At 67.4% G+C, this 17,282-nt stretch carries 17 protein-coding genes; 4 read left to right on the top strand and 13 right to left on the bottom strand.

Annotated elements, in window-relative coordinates; translation table 11 throughout:
* The 12 genes from AC1D2F_RS23115 to AC1D2F_RS23170 form a co-directional block, all read right to left on the bottom strand.
* Positions 1-1,568: eCIS core domain-containing protein (locus AC1D2F_RS23115; RefSeq protein ID WP_476967845.1), on the bottom strand; the 1,568-nt coding region annotated here is incomplete at its 3' end.
* Positions 1,565-3,181: a hypothetical protein gene (locus AC1D2F_RS23120; protein WP_476967829.1), complete on the bottom strand. Its 1,617-nt coding sequence runs from the start codon at positions 3,179-3,181 to the stop codon at positions 1,565-1,567. The genes AC1D2F_RS23120 and AC1D2F_RS23115, both read right to left, overlap by 4 nt.
* A complete protein-coding gene (locus tag AC1D2F_RS23125; protein ID WP_476967830.1) occupies positions 3,178-3,849 on the bottom strand; it encodes a phage baseplate assembly protein V in 672 nt (223 codons plus the stop codon). Before AC1D2F_RS23125 ends, AC1D2F_RS23120 begins: the two co-directional genes overlap by 4 nt.
* Positions 3,849-4,934 (bottom strand): phage late control D family protein, encoded by a 1,086-nt coding sequence (locus tag AC1D2F_RS23130; protein ID WP_476967831.1) that lies wholly within the window; start codon positions 4,932-4,934, stop codon positions 3,849-3,851. The genes AC1D2F_RS23125 and AC1D2F_RS23130 overlap by 1 nt, the downstream gene beginning before the upstream one ends.
* The gene (locus tag AC1D2F_RS23135; protein ID WP_476967832.1) at positions 4,927-5,115 is read right to left on the bottom strand and encodes a hypothetical protein; all 189 of its coding nucleotides are present in this window, start codon (positions 5,113-5,115) and stop codon (positions 4,927-4,929) included. Before AC1D2F_RS23135 ends, AC1D2F_RS23130 begins: the two co-directional genes overlap by 8 nt.
* 34 nt (positions 5,116-5,149) lie before the next feature.
* Positions 5,150-6,343 (bottom strand): CIS tube protein, encoded by a 1,194-nt coding sequence (locus tag AC1D2F_RS23140; RefSeq protein WP_476967833.1) that lies wholly within the window; start codon positions 6,341-6,343, stop codon positions 5,150-5,152.
* On the bottom strand, positions 6,340-6,855 hold the full coding sequence (locus AC1D2F_RS23145; protein WP_476967834.1) for a phage tail protein: 516 nt from the start codon (positions 6,853-6,855) through the stop codon (positions 6,340-6,342). Before AC1D2F_RS23145 ends, AC1D2F_RS23140 begins: the two co-directional genes overlap by 4 nt.
* The gene (locus AC1D2F_RS23150; RefSeq protein ID WP_476967835.1) at positions 6,845-8,845 is read right to left on the bottom strand and encodes a phage tail sheath family protein; all 2,001 of its coding nucleotides are present in this window, start codon (positions 8,843-8,845) and stop codon (positions 6,845-6,847) included. Before AC1D2F_RS23150 ends, AC1D2F_RS23145 begins: the two co-directional genes overlap by 11 nt.
* Entirely contained in the window at positions 8,842-9,294 is a 453-nt protein-coding gene (locus AC1D2F_RS23155; protein WP_476967836.1) for a phage tail protein, read from the bottom strand. The genes AC1D2F_RS23150 and AC1D2F_RS23155 overlap by 4 nt, the downstream gene beginning before the upstream one ends.
* 27 nt (positions 9,295-9,321) lie before the next feature.
* Positions 9,322-11,199: a phage tail sheath family protein gene (locus AC1D2F_RS23160; RefSeq protein WP_476967837.1), complete on the bottom strand. Its 1,878-nt coding sequence runs from the start codon at positions 11,197-11,199 to the stop codon at positions 9,322-9,324.
* Positions 11,200-11,209: 10 nt separating this feature from the next.
* Positions 11,210-12,052 carry a hypothetical protein gene (locus AC1D2F_RS23165; RefSeq protein WP_476967838.1) on the bottom strand — a complete coding sequence of 281 codons (843 nt, stop codon included), beginning with the start codon at positions 12,050-12,052 and terminating at the stop codon, positions 11,210-11,212.
* 13 nt (positions 12,053-12,065) lie between these two features.
* The gene (locus tag AC1D2F_RS23170; protein ID WP_476967839.1) at positions 12,066-12,683 is read right to left on the bottom strand and encodes a Pvc16 family protein; all 618 of its coding nucleotides are present in this window, start codon (positions 12,681-12,683) and stop codon (positions 12,066-12,068) included.
* Positions 12,684-12,798: 115 nt separating this feature from the next.
* On the opposite strand from AC1D2F_RS23170, the gene AC1D2F_RS23175 reads away from it, so the two are divergent.
* The 4 genes from AC1D2F_RS23175 (at position 12,799) to AC1D2F_RS23190 (ending at position 16,562) form a co-directional block, all read left to right on the top strand.
* Positions 12,799-13,809 carry a hypothetical protein gene (locus tag AC1D2F_RS23175; protein ID WP_476967840.1) on the top strand — a complete coding sequence of 337 codons (1,011 nt, stop codon included), beginning with the start codon at positions 12,799-12,801 and terminating at the stop codon, positions 13,807-13,809.
* A 158-nt stretch (positions 13,810-13,967) separates the two neighbouring features.
* A complete protein-coding gene (locus AC1D2F_RS23180; protein ID WP_476967841.1) occupies positions 13,968-14,684 on the top strand; it encodes an AfsR/SARP family transcriptional regulator in 717 nt (238 codons plus the stop codon).
* A 6-nt stretch (positions 14,685-14,690) separates the two neighbouring features.
* Entirely contained in the window at positions 14,691-15,278 is a 588-nt protein-coding gene (locus tag AC1D2F_RS23185; RefSeq protein ID WP_476967842.1) for a hypothetical protein, read from the top strand.
* A 384-nt stretch (positions 15,279-15,662) separates the two neighbouring features.
* The gene (locus tag AC1D2F_RS23190; RefSeq protein WP_476967843.1) at positions 15,663-16,562 is read left to right on the top strand and encodes a hypothetical protein; all 900 of its coding nucleotides are present in this window, start codon (positions 15,663-15,665) and stop codon (positions 16,560-16,562) included.
* Positions 16,563-17,024: 462 nt separating this feature from the next.
* Here AC1D2F_RS23190 and AC1D2F_RS23195 read toward each other — a convergent pair.
* On the bottom strand, positions 17,025-17,282 hold a 258-nt coding region (locus AC1D2F_RS23195), incomplete at its 5' end, for a hypothetical protein (protein ID WP_476967844.1).

A 17,282-nucleotide genomic window follows, 5' to 3' on the forward strand; every position in this document is an offset into this window, starting at 1 on the left:
CGTCGAGCATGGCTCGCGTCGAGCATGGCTCGACGATCGAAGAAGGAGGCCCACATCCGGAACATCGGATCCTGGCGCTCCTGCTCCGGCGAGTGGAACCCCGACCATCGGCGGTAGACCTGGGCKAACTCCGGCAGCGTGTACCGTCGCTCCGACTTCGGGGGGACGACCGAGTCGTGCAGGTCCTTCGTGAGCTTCTCCTGCTCGCTCAGCTGGCCTTCGGCCTGGAAGAGCATCGCTTTGACGCCCTGATCGGTTGTCTCGGGGAGGGCGAGCTCGGGAGCGATTCCGAGGATGTGTGCGGTCTGGATGGTTCGGGGCTGTTGCGGCAGGGGCATCACTGCGAGTTGCGCTGCACCGGCGCCGAGCCCGTTCCGCTCGTCGAGAGCGGCCCGGGTCTTGGACTCGGTCGCCGCCTCACCGCGGATCGCGCGGATCCGGCCGTTCGCTCGAGCGAGCGGATCGGCGACGGCATTGGCGGGTGGTCGCCCCTGCTCCTTGCGCAGGTCTTCGATCGTGGCCGCGAGGAGCAGTGCTCTGCGTGCCAGGATGCCGATGCGTGCGCCGAGGGCCCGTCTGTCGGCGCCCGCCGTGTTGAACTCGGCCCTGCTGTCGACCAGAGCGGTCAGCGCACCCTCGAGCTCCAGCTGGTATCGTCCCTCCGCAGTCCGGACGGCATCGGCGGCCCTGTGAAGACCGCGGAAGTAGTAGACCGCCTTCTCGTACGCGTCGGGCAGGCCTTCAGCCTTCATATAGATGTATCCCGCCATGCCTTCCGCCAGCTGGCGGTGCACCGCCGCTGCCGCGAGGCCCTCCGGCGGACCGAGGCCGTCAGGGCCCAATTGCGTCTGGACTGCGGCGAGAGCCTTCAGGTTGCTGTAGTCGTTCAAACTGGGAAGCAGCAGCGCGAGAGCCGCGCGGGCATCCTGGGCGCCCGCCGCCGACGGATCCGAGTGCCAGCTGTCGATCCAGGCATTAACCGCGGAGTTGACTGTGGCCTTCCAGGCTGCGTCATCCGGGGCCGAGCCGACGGATGCGATCGCGGGTTTGACGGTGGCGTACAGGTCGTTGCCAGGAGGGTTCGTATCGCCGGTGATATCGGGGTAGGCCATGACCTCCCGACGTCCGACGCCGTCTGCGGGCGAAGGGCTCAGAACGTGGGAGACCTCGTGGGCGAGCAGTCGAAGACCTGACTCCGAGCTGGGATCGAACTGCCCGGGCCCGAACGCGACCGAGGTCCCCAGCGACAGTGCTCGTGCCGACACGGAGCGGGCCACCATGCTTGCGGTCGGGCCGGAGTGGATCCTCACGAAGTCGAGCTGCTGGCCGAATCCCGATTCCAGGCGCTCGCGTGCGGGGGATGGGATCGGGGAATGGGGACCGAACTCGGATGGCGGGGCAGCCTGATCGCGCGCTCCCCGCGTCAGCGGTGCGGAGGAAGGTGGGCCGGCAAGCGCCCTGCCAGCGCCGGCACGCGCAACCTGTTCTGCAGGAGCGTCGCGATCGCGGGAGGTCTTGCTCGAAATGCGGGCGACGCCCTCGATGCGCCCCCCGAACGCCGTCGTCATGACGAGACCGGCACCACGCACAGCGGATCGGGTGGGCTCACCTCGTGCGGCAGTGGCGCGGGCTGCGCGGCATCCCCTGGATCGGTGCTCACGACGAGTGCGTGGGTCAGCTTCGCGTCGTTCTTGAAGATGAAGGCACCGCTCGGGTCCTTCGCCGCGACGAGTTGGTCCGCCCAGCCGCCGGGCACCGGCACGTCCCGGAGGTCGGTGCCGAGTGTGATGTCGAGCTCGGCTGCGAGCGTCGCGTTCCACCCGGCACCCCCGATCACTTTGCCCGTCGCCAGGAAGTCGGCGACCGCCGTGAAGCCGACTCTCGGAGGGATGCAGAACCGCAGGGCGAGCAGCCACCAGAGTTGGAAGGTGAGCACGACGATCGGCAGGAACAGCAGGAAGAGGAAGAACGCGACGATGAAGAATAGCTCGATCGCGAACGTGCAGACCGCCGCCCCGGCACCGATGCGTCCTTCGCCCTGTTTGGGGATCCCGCTGAAGGGGTTCATCTTGAATTGCGAGTCCGGGGGCGTGACGATACGCACCCCGCCCGGGCCCTGCTTCTCGCTCGCACGCGCGGCAAGGCGGCGCAGGTCGGGCAGTGTGATCGTCACGGTGCGATTCTTGGTTCCTGCGGGGTCCATCGGATCGGCCAGGCGGAAGGGCTCCGTCGGTGCGCTGACCCACGTGAGTGTCGGGCATCCCTCGCGCGCCTGGGCTACCACGCATTCGATCTCGTAGATGGCGTGGTCGTCGAGCTTGCGCTCGATCGCGGGAGGCCGGCCTCCGGGCTGCGGCGCGAGCCAATGATCGCCGGAGTACGTCGGGATGACCCCGAACCACAGCGACCGCGATCCTGGACCTTTCGGCCCGGCATCCTCAGCGCACATCTTGTCCTTCTCACGAACGGGCAGCCGCGTCATCTGGATGATCTGCTCCTTCTCACCCTCGATCACAGGGTCGCCGACGTCGCAGATCGTCCGCCAACGCCCGCCCCCTTTGGGCGACAGAAGCCACTCCTGGATGTCGGTGTGGCAGTCGATCTCGGCGAGATCGGCAGCATGGTCTTCGTTGAACTTCCTTCGCCACGCCTCGTTGGCCCACCAGACGTCGCGCACGTCCGAGCTGGTGGGTACGCACTCGCCCAGGCCCTGCTCCTTCGCGAGGTCGGCGACCAGGTTCGCGGCTACCCGGCGCGCCGGGCGCCCCTTCGCCGTCAGCGACGTGTGCAGCCTCCGCATCCGGAAGCCGACGCTGATCTCGTTGTGCGTTCCCGCACGAGGCAGCCCGGGGACATCGCAGAACACCTCGACGACGACGACGTAGAACCGCTCGTGGAGGGGCTGGTAGAGCTTGCGCAGGTTCGTCTTCACGAGCCGGGATGTCGCGAGCCGCAGTCGCGTGTCGTCCTTGACGTGGGGCCTCACAGGCACCGGATAGGTCCACACGTCGTCGTCGCCGAACACGAGGCTGGCGGCGGGATCCTCGAGCAGCCGTTCCACGAAGTCCGAGCTGTCGTACATCTGAATGCGCGGCCGCCGCGCGAGTGGCGCACCCAGGTCGAGGCCTTCCCTGACCCGGTCGTACCAGGGCGATCGCATGACGAAGTCGGGTTCGCTCACCAGATGTTCCCCACTCCCGGGCTGTACATGGGTGAAGTAATAGCGACGCTCGCTACCAGGGTCTGGCAGTTCACGATGCCGCTGAAGTTCGAGGTCGGCGCATTGACGTTGAGCGAAGGGGCGTTGACCGTCACGACACTGTTGGCCGTGATGTCGATGCCCCCCGACGCGTTGAGCGTGATCGTGCAGCCGTTGGCGTGCGTGATCGTGATCTCCTGCGGAGTCTCGTTGAGCACGACCTTGTGCCCGGTCTTCATCGTCAGGCTGATCTTCGACGATCCGGACGCGTCGTCGAATTCGAGCCGGCTGTCCGCGCGTGTGCGCAGGACCCGGATGTTGTTGGGTGCAGTAGGGGATTCCGGCTGCGCGGCCTTGCCGTTCCAGGCAGCGCCGACGATGTAGCCGCGGCGGAAGTCGCCCGCCTCGAACGCCACCACGACCTCACTGTCGACCTCCGGCATGACTTGGAGGCCCTGATCCTTGTCGGCGTAGGGCGAGCAGAGGGTCGCCCACCCCCGCACGTCGCGGTCGCCGTCGGTGCCGAGCGACGGATAGCGCACCTGCACGCGCCCGAGCCGCGCCGGATCGTCTGTGATCTTCGTAACGAGCGCGGGGTAGACCCCGAAGAAGCGGGGTCCGTCGCCGTCTGCGTGCTCGGGGAGTCCCATCACCCCGCCTCGTTCAGGGTGGGCCGTTCGGCTTCGAACGAGGTCCGAAGGCCCCGCACGTTGTCGTACGTGTGTGTGACGCGCGTAACGTAGTAGCCGTCACCGTCGAACGGCTGGCCGACAAGTTCGAGCCGGAGCTGACTGCCGACGGCGAGCTGCGGCGTTCCTCTCGTGAGCCCGCTCGCGGTGACGAAGCTGCGCGACCTGCGCAGCATCTCGGCTCGGGCCCATGCCGATGCCTCCGCGGAAGTCTGCGGAACTTCCCGAACACGGATCCCGGAGCTCGCGCCGAGCGCCCTCTCGAGCACCTGCGGACCCGTGCGGCCGACTGATGCCTCGGCCTCGATTGTCCGGCTGCCCGCACGCTCATCGATCACCGCCTTCGCCCGCGCGTCGTAGCCGCTCACGATGACGTCGGTGTGCTGGTGGGCGAGGTCGGCCGAGATTCTCCCCTCGATCAGGTCGGAGCCGTGGGTGAGGGTGACTTTGTCTCCGCGCCGGGCGGGACGGTCGCAGAAATGGAGGGTGCGCTCGCTGCACCAGACGTCGGTCTGCAGGAGGCGGGCGCGCTCGCGCAGGAAGGCGAGGTCGCTCTGATTGACCTGCTGCAAGACGTCGTAGCGCGGCCCGTCGGCCGACACGTCGGCGTCGAGTCCGTGCTCTTGGGCGATGCGGCGCACGACCTCGGCGTCGGTGATGTCGGTGTAGGTGCGCATGCGCCGCGTCATCCGCAGCCGCATGAGACGGTCCTCGGCGAGCATCACGACACGCGGCGGTTCGCTGTCGCCGAGCACGACTTCGATTCCCGAGACGGCGCCGTCGAAGACGACGAACTGATCCCCGTCGGCGCCCAGAGCGACTTCGATGCCGGTTCCGAAGTCGAATTCGCTGCCGTCGACGTGCAGCATCGGGCCCGGTGGGCCTGGGTTGCCGATCCCGCTCGCGATGAAGTGCACCTCCATGGTCCGCAGGCCCTCGACCCCCTCGTCGACGATGAGGCGGACGCAATCGCGGGCGAGATCGCCGATCGCCTTCCCGCCGATCGTGAAGACCGGCGAGGCGACCGTGAGGAGCGCGTCAGTCATCGAAGTCCTCCGCGCTCACCCTGCCGCGCAGTCGATGCACATGCGTCTGGATGCCGCGCCACTCGTCTTCGCGGGCGCCGGGGTAGCGGGGCGTGGCGTCACCCTCAGCCTTTGCGTCATCGGTGTCGTAGGCGCGCGGCCCCGAGAGATCGGTGTGGATCTCGCCGACATGCACGGCCATCGCGGTCACCTTCCTGAGAGTGGTGATTGCAGTCTCACCCTCCGGGCGTCGCCGCAGCGTCACCGGAGGCGCGGGCACGGAGGGGGATGCCGCGTCCGAAGGTGAGGCTGCGCGGATCCGCCTCGGTTGTGACGGTGGCGCTGGCCTGGCCTGGTCGCGTGCGCAGCGCGATGCCTGGCACCGGGACTTCGAATGATGCGCGCGCGCTCGCCTCGGCGGTCCCCGCGGCCGCGACGTCGACCCGTGCACTCGCACGCGCGACGCCGCCCGCCTCGGCGAGCACGAAGCCAGCGGCTGCCTGCGCGGTCGCTCCTCGGCCAAGGTCCGTGCCGCCCGTAAGTCCGAGGGCCGCGCGAGTCGTCGCGGTGTCGGCGATGCCGGTAGATGCCGTAAACCCGCCGCTCGTGCCGATCCCCGTCGTCGCGGTGGCGCTGAGACCTGCTGATGCCGTCGCCCCGAGTTGCACTTGGGTTCCGGCGGCAAGCCAGAGCGGGCTGTCAAGGCCGGTCATCGCGGAGCGCCATGCCGCGGGGTCCTGGTCGAGGCGGGTGAGAAGCTGCTGAACACTCTCTCCGGCCTTCGCCAGGGCGGTGGAAAGGGGATTCATCGACGGCGACGAGCCCGGTCCGTTGCCGGGCACGGCGCTCGGTGCGGCGGCACCCCCGGGCCCGATGAGGTTGTGCTGCTTGTCGGGGTGCTTGGCGGCCCGGGCGTCCTTCGCGCCGGCGCCGACCTGGCCGGCATCCCATTTCGGGTTCACTTCCGTGATGGTGACGGACACCTTGGCCCGTAACGGCATCCCGCTCGGTGAGAAGTAGTCCAGGTCCTCGGTGAGCTGGGTGACGATGCCCTGGAAGCGGAATGTTCCCCACGCGAATCGCACAGCGGGTGGCGGCTGTTTCGGGTGCTCATCCGCCGGCTCGGTGAACTGGCGCACGATGCGTGTGAGATCACGCACATCCTGGGGGGTTCCGTCCTTCTTGCCCTCGGCGGTGTCGAACTCCAAGTCGAAGGAGAGGGTCGCCGACTGCACCGAGGGGACCTGCCGTTTCGGCATGCCCGTGGTCGCGCCGCCCTTGTCGATGTTGTTCGTCCGCGACAGCTTGAGCGACGTCGGGTTGAACTGCACGGGAAGCGGTGCCCCGGCATCCTGGAAGTCGGCTGAAGCACCCTTGGTCGCGGGCTTGTTCTTGAGCGGTGTGAGAGTCGCCGGTACGAGTGTGGTCACTGCGGGAGCTCCATCCAGAGGCCTTCGTGGACGATGTGGAGCTCTTCGAGAGCGATCTCGCCGGTCTTGGCGTTGAGGGTCGGGCCGCTCACCTTTTGCGGTAGGCCCCGCTCGAACGTCCAGGTCGCGAGCGGCGCCTGTCCGTGCGGATTGAGGATCTGGATGCGGCCGTCATAACGGGTGACGGGCAGCTCCCCGCTCACCATGCGCGTGAGCCACATCCACAGCTCGGTGTTCGCGTTGGCGCGTGCGTCGGCGGCGAACATACCCCGCTTGAGCACGATCGGCGAGAGCTTGACGCGCCCGACGCGACGCACGACGCCGTCGTTGCGGCCGCCCTCGAGGTACTCCTTGACGTCGGCTTCGAGTTCGAGGCCGCCGCACTCGGCGAAGCCGCCGGTCGTTCCGAGCACGGAGGGATTCCACTTTCCCTCGGCCGGCTGCGGGCGATCCTCCACCCGCGTCAGCGTGATGCGGAAGCTGAACGCCGGCAGCAGGAACTCATCGCTCATCGCGCACAACCGTGAGCGAGCCGTCCGGATCGCGGGCGATCCGCACGAGGATGTACTCGAGCGGCACGGCGGGCGCGACCCCGATTTCGGCGATGAGCCGGCCGAGAGCCTGCGAGGCGGACGGGTTCACGTCGTCTCCGCAGTGCACGAAGAAGGACTCGGCGTCGGACCGTCCCGCGAACGCGCCCTGGCGGGCGAGTCCTCGCAGCAGGGTAGTCAGCATGCGCGTGAGCCGATCGCGCAGCTCGGCCGTGTTCGGCTCGAACGCGAGATCCGCCCCCTGACGCTGAATCGTGAGCCGGAGCATGGTCATGAGCCGCCGTACCGAGAGCTGACGGTAGTCCGGATCCGTCGAAAGGGTCCGTGCCGCCGTCAGCCGGAATCCGTCGCGCTCCGCGCGGTATACATTCACGCCTAGCTGATGCAGCGCGTCGTGCGCGGCATCCGTCACCGTCGCCTCCGCCCGCACGGCGTCTCGCGCGAGCTCGTTGGCGGGGCCCCAGGGGAGGCCGCGCTCCAGCTCGCGTGCGGCGATGATGCCCGCGGCGAACGCGGACGGCGGGATGGGAAGCGCCCGGCCCGCGGGGCCGCCGGCGACGGCGAGCCACGGGTGGTAGGCCGCGGCATAGCTCGAGTCGAAGTGGGAGCGCCACTGTGCGATCTGGGTGGTCGAGAGGCCGTTCGGCACATCGAGGAGCGCGACAAACCGTTCGCGCGCGCGTGCCACATCGATGATCCGCACCTGGCGCGAGACCAGGTCGGCGAGGTCGCCGGGGTTTCGGGCATCCAGATCGCGGGGTTCGGCCGGCGCAGCCAGGAACTCGGGCTCCGGGTCGTCTGCGGTGGTGCACGCATGGCATCGGCAGCCGAGCGGAGCGCGGGGATGACGCACGGGCGGCAGCGGCGTCGGGACGTACCGATTCCAGGTGATGTCGGGGACGCACAGGAGGCCGATCTCGCGCACCCGCCCCATGCGGTCGACGCCGACGTGGGGGTCGCGGTCGTCGGGTCCGGCATCCTCGTCGATCCAGCTGGTCGCGAGCTGCTCCGGGTCGAAGAACGCGCCGGCGTCGATCAGATGCGAACGGTCGGCGCCGTCCTGAGTGCGTTCGCCGACGAGAGGCATGAGTGACGGTGCGGGGGTGAGGTCGAGGTCGGTCCAGTCGCCGATCGGCGCGACGAGATGCCGGTCGGTCGGCGAGTCCGGCGTCGGGCTCGTGGACGACCGGCCGCTCAGTACGGCCTGAATCCACCGTGGATGCGCCGGGCGCAGCCCCAAGCCCGTGAGTACTTCGCCGGCGCCGGGCCGGGCGAGGTCGTCGATCTGCAGCGAGCCTGTGACGACGTCGACGTCGATACTGCCCGCCGCGAGCGGATCGCCGTCGAGGCGGACGGTTTGGGTTGAACCTCGGGGGAGATCGCCCAGCGACGCTACCCAGCGCAGTGTGACGTCGGACGATCCCGGCCGGATGAGCCGCAGGAGCGACCCGACGGGCGCGGCTGTTCCCGGCGGCAGCTGCAGAGCGCCTTCCGATTCGACCTCGCCGCGGACGTGCTGGGCGACCCGGTAGAGCAGCCGCAGCCGCAGTTCACCACCCCATGCTCCTTCGTCCGCGGCGCTCAGACCGGCGAAGCCTCCCGCGGGCAGGTCGAACTGGTAGTGAGCGGTCGCGGCTGCCGAGCCTCCGGCATCCTCCCCGTGCGGCGCAACCCGGACGACATATGCCACCTGGCCGCCCTGCCGGAAGAACGTCGCGACCGCGTAGGGCAGCAGCCGGACCGGGCCGCCGGGCGCTGGCTCGAAGCCGCCGAAGAGGCTCTCGTAGTCCGACCACCGCCCGATCCGAACCGGTTCGTCGACCGGTCCGCGCGGCGCGACGCCGACGAACCCCACGATGTCGAGGCGCTCGGGGCGCAGCGTCGTCAGGATCGGCGGCGGCGCGACGAACACGCCGGGATGCCCTGGCACCCGTGCGGTCGTCAGGATCACGACTTGAAGTCGATCTGCTCGGCGACGAGGTGCAGTTCCTCCATCGCCACCTCGCTACCGCCCTTGCCCGCAAGCGTCGGTCCGACCCACTTCTTGGGCTGCGCCCGCAGGAGCACCCAGGAGCACACGTCCTTGCGACTCTCGTCCATGAGGGTGATCGTGACCGTCCGTGGATCGAGGTCGCCCTCTCGCTGTGCCTTCAGCCACGTGAACAGGCGGAGGTCGCCGATGAGACCGCGTTTGAGGGTCACATCGTCGGTGACGTTGATGTTGGGAACCTTCCGCACGTGGTTCTCGTTGTCGTTGCCGTTGCGGTACTCGGAGTACTTGATCTCGTTGCCGAGTCCGCTCACGTCGGAGAAGCCGCCGACGATCTGGTCTTCACCACCCTGGTCGCCCAGCCTCACGAGGAAGTTGAAAGCGCCGTACGGGTTGTCGCGTGTAGCCATGGGTCATCTGCCTTTCGCTCCGTGTTCTCAGCTCTGCTGCGCGTCCGCGGTCCACTGCCCGATGCGGAAGATGACGAACTCCGCAGGATAGGTGGGTGCGACGCCGATGAGGCAGATCATCCGGCCGTTGTCGAGGTCGTTCTGCGTCATGGTGGTGCGGTCGCAGCGGACGAAGAACGCCTCCTCGGGCTTGGTCCCCATGAGCGCGCCCGTCCGCCAGACCGTGACGAGGAAGTCTTCGATCGACTGGCGAATGGATGCCCAGAGCCGTTCGTTGTTCGGTTCGAAGACCGCCCACTGGGTCGAACGGTCGATCGAATGCTCGAGGAACAGGAAGAGCCTTCGGACGTTGACGTACTTCCACTCCGGGTCCGAGCTCATGGTGCGCGCTCCCCAGACGCGGTTGGCGCGTCCCTCGAAGAAGCGCAGGGCGTTGACGCCCTCGGGGTTGAGCACGGACTGGCGGTCGAAGGTGACGTTCTGCCGGAACCCCGTGATCCCGAGCACGACCTCGTTTGCCGGTGCCTTGTGCACGCCGCGCGCGATGTCGCTGCGTGCGTAGATGCCCGCGGTGAACCCACTGGGGGGGAGCTGGATGACGGGCCGCGGTGCGCCGGGATCCGGGCGGGCGGTCGGGTCGAGGATGTCCATCCAGGGGTAGTAGAGCGCGGCGTACGAGCTGTCGAACTGCGAGCGGAACGCCCGCACCGCCGAGATCGAATTGTCCTTCGGCGGATCGACGACCCCGATGCGATAGGCGCGCGGCGCTTCGCAGTGGGCGATGAGGCTGTTGGTCACCGTGAGCTGATCGGCCAGGACGAACCGGACCGCGTCCGGGACTGCGACGATCGCGATGTCCTCCTGCTCCGCGAGGGCGCCGAGGCCGTGCGCTGCCCGCTTCGGGTCGTCGGGATCCGAGGCGTCGCCCGCGATGTCCGATGGCCCGACGGGCTGCCCCTCGCCGGCCCCGGTGAGCAGAGTCCAATCGGCGAGTGCGTTGAGCCCGTTGACCAGTGCACCCGTCGCGAGTTCTACAGGCGGCATGTTGCCGGTGTCGAACCATACGAGTGACTGCTCGTCGGCAGGGTTCTCCGCCTGCAGCACGTTGCCAATGCCGCGCGGGTGAGTGGCGCCGAGCTCGAGCCCCGGGTAGGAGTCGAGTCGTCGACCACCCCACCGAACGTTGACCGTCACGGTCAGGTGGGTGACGGCCCCCGCGGGAACGGTCACGTTACCCGCGCCGTCACTCACCCCGAGCGAGCCGTCGGGTGCCTTCGCCACGATCGCGACGTTCGCCGACACGGGCGCGACGCCGTCCCTCGGGATGGCCGCCGCGTTGGCGAAAACCTCGACGGCCGCCCCCTCCTGCACGCCTTTGAGCACGGCCGGACCGCCGTTCGTGCCGGGGACGACGATGTTCTTGCTCCGCTGGAAGCTGACCGAAACCGCGAACTCGTTGCCTGCAGCGCCCGGCCACCGCGACCGGAAGGTCGCGACCGCCGGGGCACCGGCGAGGGGCAGCTGCGAGAAGTTGCCCGCGAGCGCGACGGCGCCGGCCCCGTCCAGGGTGAACGGAAAGACGCGGGCAACGTACAGCCGCCGCCCGCCGTTGCCAAAGAATGCACGTGCCGCGTAAGCCAGGTAGTTCCGCTGGTCGGCCAGCCCGGTGCCGACGTCCTCTAGGCCGCCGAAGGCCCGCTCGAACTCGGTGGAGCTCGTGACGAGTGTCGGCGAAGGCACCATGACGAGCGGCCGCGTCCAATTCGGGGGCGTGAGGAAGTACGGCACGGGGCCGTAGCGGGCGAGGCCCGTCATGCCGAAGGTGGAGGTCGCGACGCCTTCGATCGATCGCGAGCGGAAGCTCGTCTCCTCGACGTAGACGCCGGGGGTCAGGTATTCGGGCATGGCGGTCTCCTCACGGATGGAAGGGGATGTTGGTGGCGATGACGGTCTCGCGGCCGACCGGGACGGTGAACTGCGGGGGAGGGGGAACGCTCGGCACGAGTGCTGCGGGGGGCGTGATCCCCCGCAGCAGGTCGTTGTCGAGGTCGCCCGGGAGGTTGGGCGGATTCCCCGGCCGGGTGACCACCTCGGCCGGGGGCGGATCGACGAGCCCATCGTCGGGGGGCTCGACGGGCGCGGTGGCGGGACCTCGGAGGACCAACCGGACCGTCACCGAGCTCTGCACGGGGTTCTGCGCGATGTCGGTGAGCACGAGCCGGAATTCGCCACGGTCGTCGCCGTGAGCCAGCCCGAGGATGGCCCCGGTCGTCCCGCGGGCCGTGATGCGTGCCCACGGGACGGGGATTCCCGCTTGCATGATGCGTCCGCGGATCGCCGTCGTGCCGGTCGGCAGTGGATACGCCGCCCCCGGCCACAGCCAAAGCCGGAGCGTGCGCGAAACGACCGAGAGCGCATTCGCCGGCACGGGATCGGTGAGCTGCGCCTGTGTCCACCACGGCACAGTGAAACGTCGAGGCACGTATCTCCGGCTCGCGTCGGACACCCGGACCGTGAGCCCTGCCGGGCGAGGCGCCACGCGGAGCCGGAATCGACCCGCCCCGACCCTTTCGAAATCCACGCAGGGCCACTCGGGGGTGGCTCCCCGGGGCAGGAAATGCCCGGATGCCTCCCACCCGACCCGCAGTCCGGCCGTCGCGTCGCGGTCGGTCACGGCGTCGCTGAGCACGAGTCCGAGGGCGAGCCGGTGCAGCACCTGCGCGGGGCCGATGCTGGTCTGGATCATGTCTGTGCTCATGTCGGCATCCGGCTCATATCGGTGTCCGGATCGCCCGCGCCGCAACCGTGCCGACGGGTGTGGCGACGGGCTCCTGCACGCCGTCGATGCAGATAACACGCACAAGGTACGGCAGCTGCAGGCGGTAGTCCGTGTTGAGCGATTGGAATGCCTCGCTCATCGAATCGACGGCGAGGTCATCCGTCACGACCTGCAGTACATCGCCGGAGCGCCAAGGATTCACGGTTGTGCCGTTCGGCAGAGGAACGGGCAGCAGCAGCGGGCCGGTCAGAATGCTCTCAGCCTCGAGGATCTGCGCGGACAGGCCCAGCCACAGGAGCTCCTCCTCGACCGTTGCCGCGAAGGCGCCGATGAGGAAGTGCAGGCGCAGCGGGATGCGGGGGATGCCGTCGCCGTTCGCGACAGCGGACCATCCTGGTCGTGTCTCGCGGTCGACGCTCACTCGGTAGCAGAAGACCGAGATCGACGGCTGCTGGATGATCTGACCGTTGTTGAGCGCCATGGTCTTGAGCTGCCGCGTGTTAGCGAGCATCGCGGCCAGGCCGACGCCGCCGTCCCGCTCACCGAACCGCCGGTTGAGCAGGGCGACGATGCTCAGCCCCGCGGCATCGAGCGCCTGGAATCCTGCCATGGCGTCATGGTGCACACCCGCGCGTCACCGCGGCGTCGCAGGAGGAGCCCAGCGCAACAGCTCGGTGACAGGTGGCCGCCCAGACTCAGCATGCCGTCACCCGAAGGGAGCACCAATGAATGAGGACAGTCCGGCCACCACGGACACCGACAAGAAGCGCAAGTGCCGTCCGAAGTCGCCCCCAGGCGCGTGCAACCCGTCGTCGGCGATCGATGACCGCAGGTGTCGCGACAAGGGGATCGCCGCCCAGCTCGCCTACACCCAGGAGCAGGGGCCGAAGCTCGACGACGCTCAGAAGACGTACGACCAGGCGCGCAAGGACTACCGCGTCAAGCGGCACGACGCCGCCCTCCAGGTGCAGGACATGAAGCACGACGTCAAGTACCTGATCGAGCAGATCAAATGCCGCATCGAGCAGGAGCGGGTCGTGCGCTGTCTCGATGACGCGTTCGTCGAAGTCTGCGAGCAACTCGACTGCTGCGAGGGATCAGGCGGATGCTGCCCGAGCGAGTTCGAGTTCGATGCAGAGCTCCCCAACGAAGGGGAGGAAGGCGATCGCAAGCTCGCACATCGCATCGAGCGGTACAAGGCCGAGATCGCCAAGGCGAGCGCGTGCTTCAATCTGCTCGCCACCGAACCGGCCGAGCTGGACAAGCGCGTCGCCGCGCTCAAGCGCGACATTGCGGCGATCAAGGACGCGCAGCATGCCGGCGACGCCGCCACGCTCGACCTGAAAACCGAGTATGCAAAGACGCTCGTCGCCAAGCGCAAACTGGCACGCATCTGGAGCGGGTTCGCTGACACCAACGCCTACGTCGACTGCCTCTGTCAGACACTGGCCACGTGGTCCAAAGGCGTCGACATCGTCGCCGTGCTGGTCTGCGCGCAGGCCGTCCGCGCCTGCCAGATCGAGTCCGACAAGACGTGGTGTGCGACGCTCATCGGCGGCCCCGTGGCCGAGATCCTGGCGGTGTACGACCGGCTCTGCGGCTCCGACAAGCCGTGCGGCGGCACTGATCAGCCCGAGCAGCCTGACGACGATCACTCCGAGGACTGCGGTTGTGGGAATCACAAGAGGGACTACCACGGAGAGGAGCCTCCAGCCGAGCAGGTGCAGAGTGCGTGACGACGAGCAGCAGCCGTCATCGCAGCTCGTGACGACGAGCAGCAGCCGTCATCGCAGCTCGTGACGGTCTAGTAACGGTCTAGTAACGCGGCCCCCCCTACCGTCCTTACTAATGGCGTCTTCGACATTCGTTGGATAAGGGGGTTGGGGCTATGGCTATGGCATACGCAGATCCATATCCGGCCAGCGATGCCGTCGTGCACCTTCTGGGTAACCCCAGCGTGATGCAGGACGGTCGACTGTATCTCGTACCGGAGGGCTGTAAACGTCTGCTCGCATTCGTCGCCCTCCAGCGTGGCCGCGTCGATCGTCGGCACGCCGCGGGCTCGCTCTGGCCCGACGGCGCGGACAACCGCGCCTCCGGGAACCTCCGGTCGGCGCTGTGGCGCCTGCGCGGCGCAGGGATCGTCGTGCTGGAGTCGGACAAGTGCAGCATCTTCCTCCGGGAGCGCACGACGACCGATCTCGACACGTTGTGCGAGTGGGCGGATCGGCTCATCGACGGCACCGCGAGCGAGGCCGATCTGCATGTCCCGGAGTGGACATCGTCGGTCGCGGAACTGCTTCCGGGCTGGTACGACGAGTGGGTCATCTTCGAGCGCGAGCGGATCCGGCAGCGGATGCTGCACGCGCTCGAGGTCCTAAGCCGTTCGCTGTGCACGGCAGGCCGATACGGCGAGGCGATCGATGCGGCAATGGATGCCGTGGCCCTCGAGCCCCTGCGCGAGAGCGCACACCGCGTCTTGGTCGAGGCCCACGTCGCGGAGGGCAACTTCATCGAGGCCCGGCGCAGCTACGTCCGCTACCGCGATATCGCACGTCGCGAGCTCGGGGTCGAGCCGAGCGCCGCCTTCCGGGCGTGGCTGCGTCGTTGACCCTCGGTGCCGAACTACAAGGGAACCCGCAATGTCGGGCACCGAAGCGCGGAGGACGCTGATGTCGCGATATGGTCTGTATTGTATGCAGACCCGCTCTACGATCTGCGGATCCTGCGCCTGCGGCCCACGGCGCCGCAACCGTTCGGCACACCGCCCGCCGAGATCCAACTCCGCGACATGGCCGCCTTCGCGCCCTCGGCCAGCAGTCGCAGTTTCTTCGACTCTTTCGGGCTCGCCGAATTGCTCGACAAATGCTGTAGTGGCGGTCGCGGAATCCGCAGAGTTGCGGGATGCCGCGACCACGACGAGTGCGACCCGGTCGAGCATCGCCAGGCCATCGCGCGGGCGATCGTCGCCGAGACGCTCGCGGGCGCTCTCACGAGCGGGCTCCCTTCAGTATCGGGGTGGATTCGTGACCGCCCCGTCGAGAACATTGCGGCGGACCTCAAGGCGTTGCCGCATCCGGTGCAGTCGATGTTGAGCTGGACGCCGGAGCATTTCCGGCAGGCCGGCATGGAGTCGATGCGGCCAGGCAGGACACCTTCGTGGCCGCAGGCGCAGGTGCCGCGGGTTCTTTGGGCCTGCTGGTAGCAGTAGCCGCAGATTCCGCCGTCGGGCCGAGCTAAACGGCGGATGGCGGCGTCGCGAGTATCCATGGGAAGGGAACCTAGGGCTGGGGGCGTAACTGGCGCGTCACGGGAAACCCTCGGACGTGCGCGTACGTGGCCATACTGGTGACCTTGGCCGTGGATGCGGCTCGCTCAGTCGTCGAGTTCAGCTATCGTGCTACCGACCACGCACGCAGCCGGTGTCCTTGGCACCATGGGACCGCGAGGCCGAGCTTAGTGAATACGAACAGCTCGGAGTGGGACGCTCGCCTTGTGATGCCAGCACCCACGTGCAGGCTGTCCCCATTGACCCCGCGAAAAGACGTCGGCAAAGTGGTCCCATGGCCCTGTCTGACAGGATCGCTTCGTGCATTTTCTGATGTACCACGCCGGGCGTGTTCTCGGCGCGCCCGACAAGGGGAAAACTGCGCTGCTGGGTGACGAAAACCACCCGGTGACTAAATCATGGTGTGTTCAAAAAGTCCGCATGACCAGGAACAAACTGGACCTGATCGACCTTCCAAAACTCGACGGCTACGTGGTCGTAAAGGTTCTCCCGCTACAGAAGCAGACTCCTAGCACGTGGGAACGGGATTCCCGGCACTCGGACAAGAAACGATCTTTACCGACGGAGGATGGCCGCTGGTTCCTACTTGCCAAAGGCCACTCACGTGTAGTCAAGTCCGTTATACGGTGGCGGAAAGAGCCGCTGACAGGGTCCTTGAAGTGCGCGCCGGTTATCCTCCTGCTCAAGCTCGGAGATGAGCGCCAAGCACTCCCCAGCGCGAAGAGTGTGTTCAGCGCACAAGCTGCGGCAAGTACGGACCCCGTCCCTATGGAGACGGCCAAGGCCATCTATTCGGAGCTCGGCAGCCAGATCAGGGCCCTGACCGATGTCCGGTTCAAACTGCTAACGATTGTCCCGACCATCACGGGTCTGGCTCTGACCGTTCTCATGACGCAAACTATCCGTGACGCATCCCCCCTTCTCGTCCTTATGGCATCCCTGTTCGGATTCGGCGTCACACTCGGCATATGGATCTATGATTTGCGGAACTCCCAGCTCTACGACGATCTGATTAGCCGTGCGCGCTCCCTCGAACAATTCCTCGGGGTCGAACGGGGACCCTACATGCGCCGAAGTAAGAACATCTGGCCCCTCCAACATGATGTGGCATTGTTCCTGATCTACCTTCTGGTCCTGGCCGCGTGGCTAGTCAGCGCAGGCATCTCGCTATCTTGTGCCACAGGGGGGTTGCCTTGCTAAGACCCACACGGGACTGCCAACCCCGAAGCGTGAGCCGTCCAGGCGTTCCCCGGGCACTAGCGAGGGTGAGGGTGCGACTCTCTGCCTGTTTGGCTGTGAAGTGGCACAGGGCATCCCTGTTCAATCCACTTTCGGTGGCGGGGATTGAGGATTTTATATTCGGTAGCGTCTGGCCGGTGGCACAGCGCACGACATGGAGTAATGCCCCTGTGATCTCAATACGTATTCACGCCGGGAGCAGCTCAACCTTCAACCCGTATAACAGCACGGACGCCGGACAAAGGGCGTTAGCTCGTCATGGGCCGGGAGTTCCCGCAGCTCTTCTATTCCCGTGCTTTAAGAGCCGATAATGAAGATTTCATAACCTAGGCCCGGGGAGCGGGCGGGTAGATCGGGGCGCGTCCGCGGGGTGCTTCGCGCTTCGGCTCCCAAGGTCTCTATCCAGGTATATTCCGCGGATCATTACCAGTACTGAGTCGACTTTACGGGCCCTTCGCAGATGAGCGTGGTTAGGCGGTCTGAGACTGACGCCGCGGGGTAGGGCGTTTCCGGCGCGGCGTGGTGCAGGGGGAAAGAGGTCAGGGCCTCTTTGAATTGGTAGCGACCAAGCAAACCAATACCAAAAGAGACCCTGACATGAATAACTCTATGTCTTGTTCCGATGGCCGCTGGTGCACTCGCGCGGACGCGCTGCTCGGTGTCGAGGGCATCCACGTCAGC

Source organism: Arthrobacter sp. P1_B3 (assembly GCF_056406615.1).

Excerpts from the sequence above, each read along its gene's own strand:
- AC1D2F_RS23130 (WP_476967831.1), bottom strand. The coding sequence starts at position 4,934 with ATGACTGACGCGCTCCTCACGGTCGCCTCGCCGGTCTTCACGATCGGC.
- AC1D2F_RS23155 (WP_476967836.1), bottom strand. The coding sequence starts at position 9,294 with ATGGCTACACGCGACAACCCGTACGGCGCTTTCAACTTCCTCGTGAGG.
- AC1D2F_RS23175 (WP_476967840.1), top strand. The coding sequence starts at position 12,799 with ATGAATGAGGACAGTCCGGCCACCACGGACACCGACAAGAAGCGCAAG.
- AC1D2F_RS23135 (WP_476967832.1), bottom strand. The coding sequence starts at position 5,115 with ATGGCCGTGCATGTCGGCGAGATCCACACCGATCTCTCGGGGCCGCGC.
- AC1D2F_RS23170 (WP_476967839.1), bottom strand. The coding sequence starts at position 12,683 with ATGGCAGGATTCCAGGCGCTCGATGCCGCGGGGCTGAGCATCGTCGCC.
- AC1D2F_RS23180 (WP_476967841.1), top strand. The coding sequence starts at position 13,968 with ATGGCATACGCAGATCCATATCCGGCCAGCGATGCCGTCGTGCACCTT.
- AC1D2F_RS23125 (WP_476967830.1), bottom strand. The coding sequence starts at position 3,849 with ATGGGACTCCCCGAGCACGCAGACGGCGACGGACCCCGCTTCTTCGGG.
- AC1D2F_RS23160 (WP_476967837.1), bottom strand. The coding sequence starts at position 11,199 with ATGCCCGAATACCTGACCCCCGGCGTCTACGTCGAGGAGACGAGCTTC.
- AC1D2F_RS23165 (WP_476967838.1), bottom strand. The coding sequence starts at position 12,052 with ATGAGCACAGACATGATCCAGACCAGCATCGGCCCCGCGCAGGTGCTG.
- AC1D2F_RS23145 (WP_476967834.1), bottom strand. The coding sequence starts at position 6,855 with ATGAGCGATGAGTTCCTGCTGCCGGCGTTCAGCTTCCGCATCACGCTG.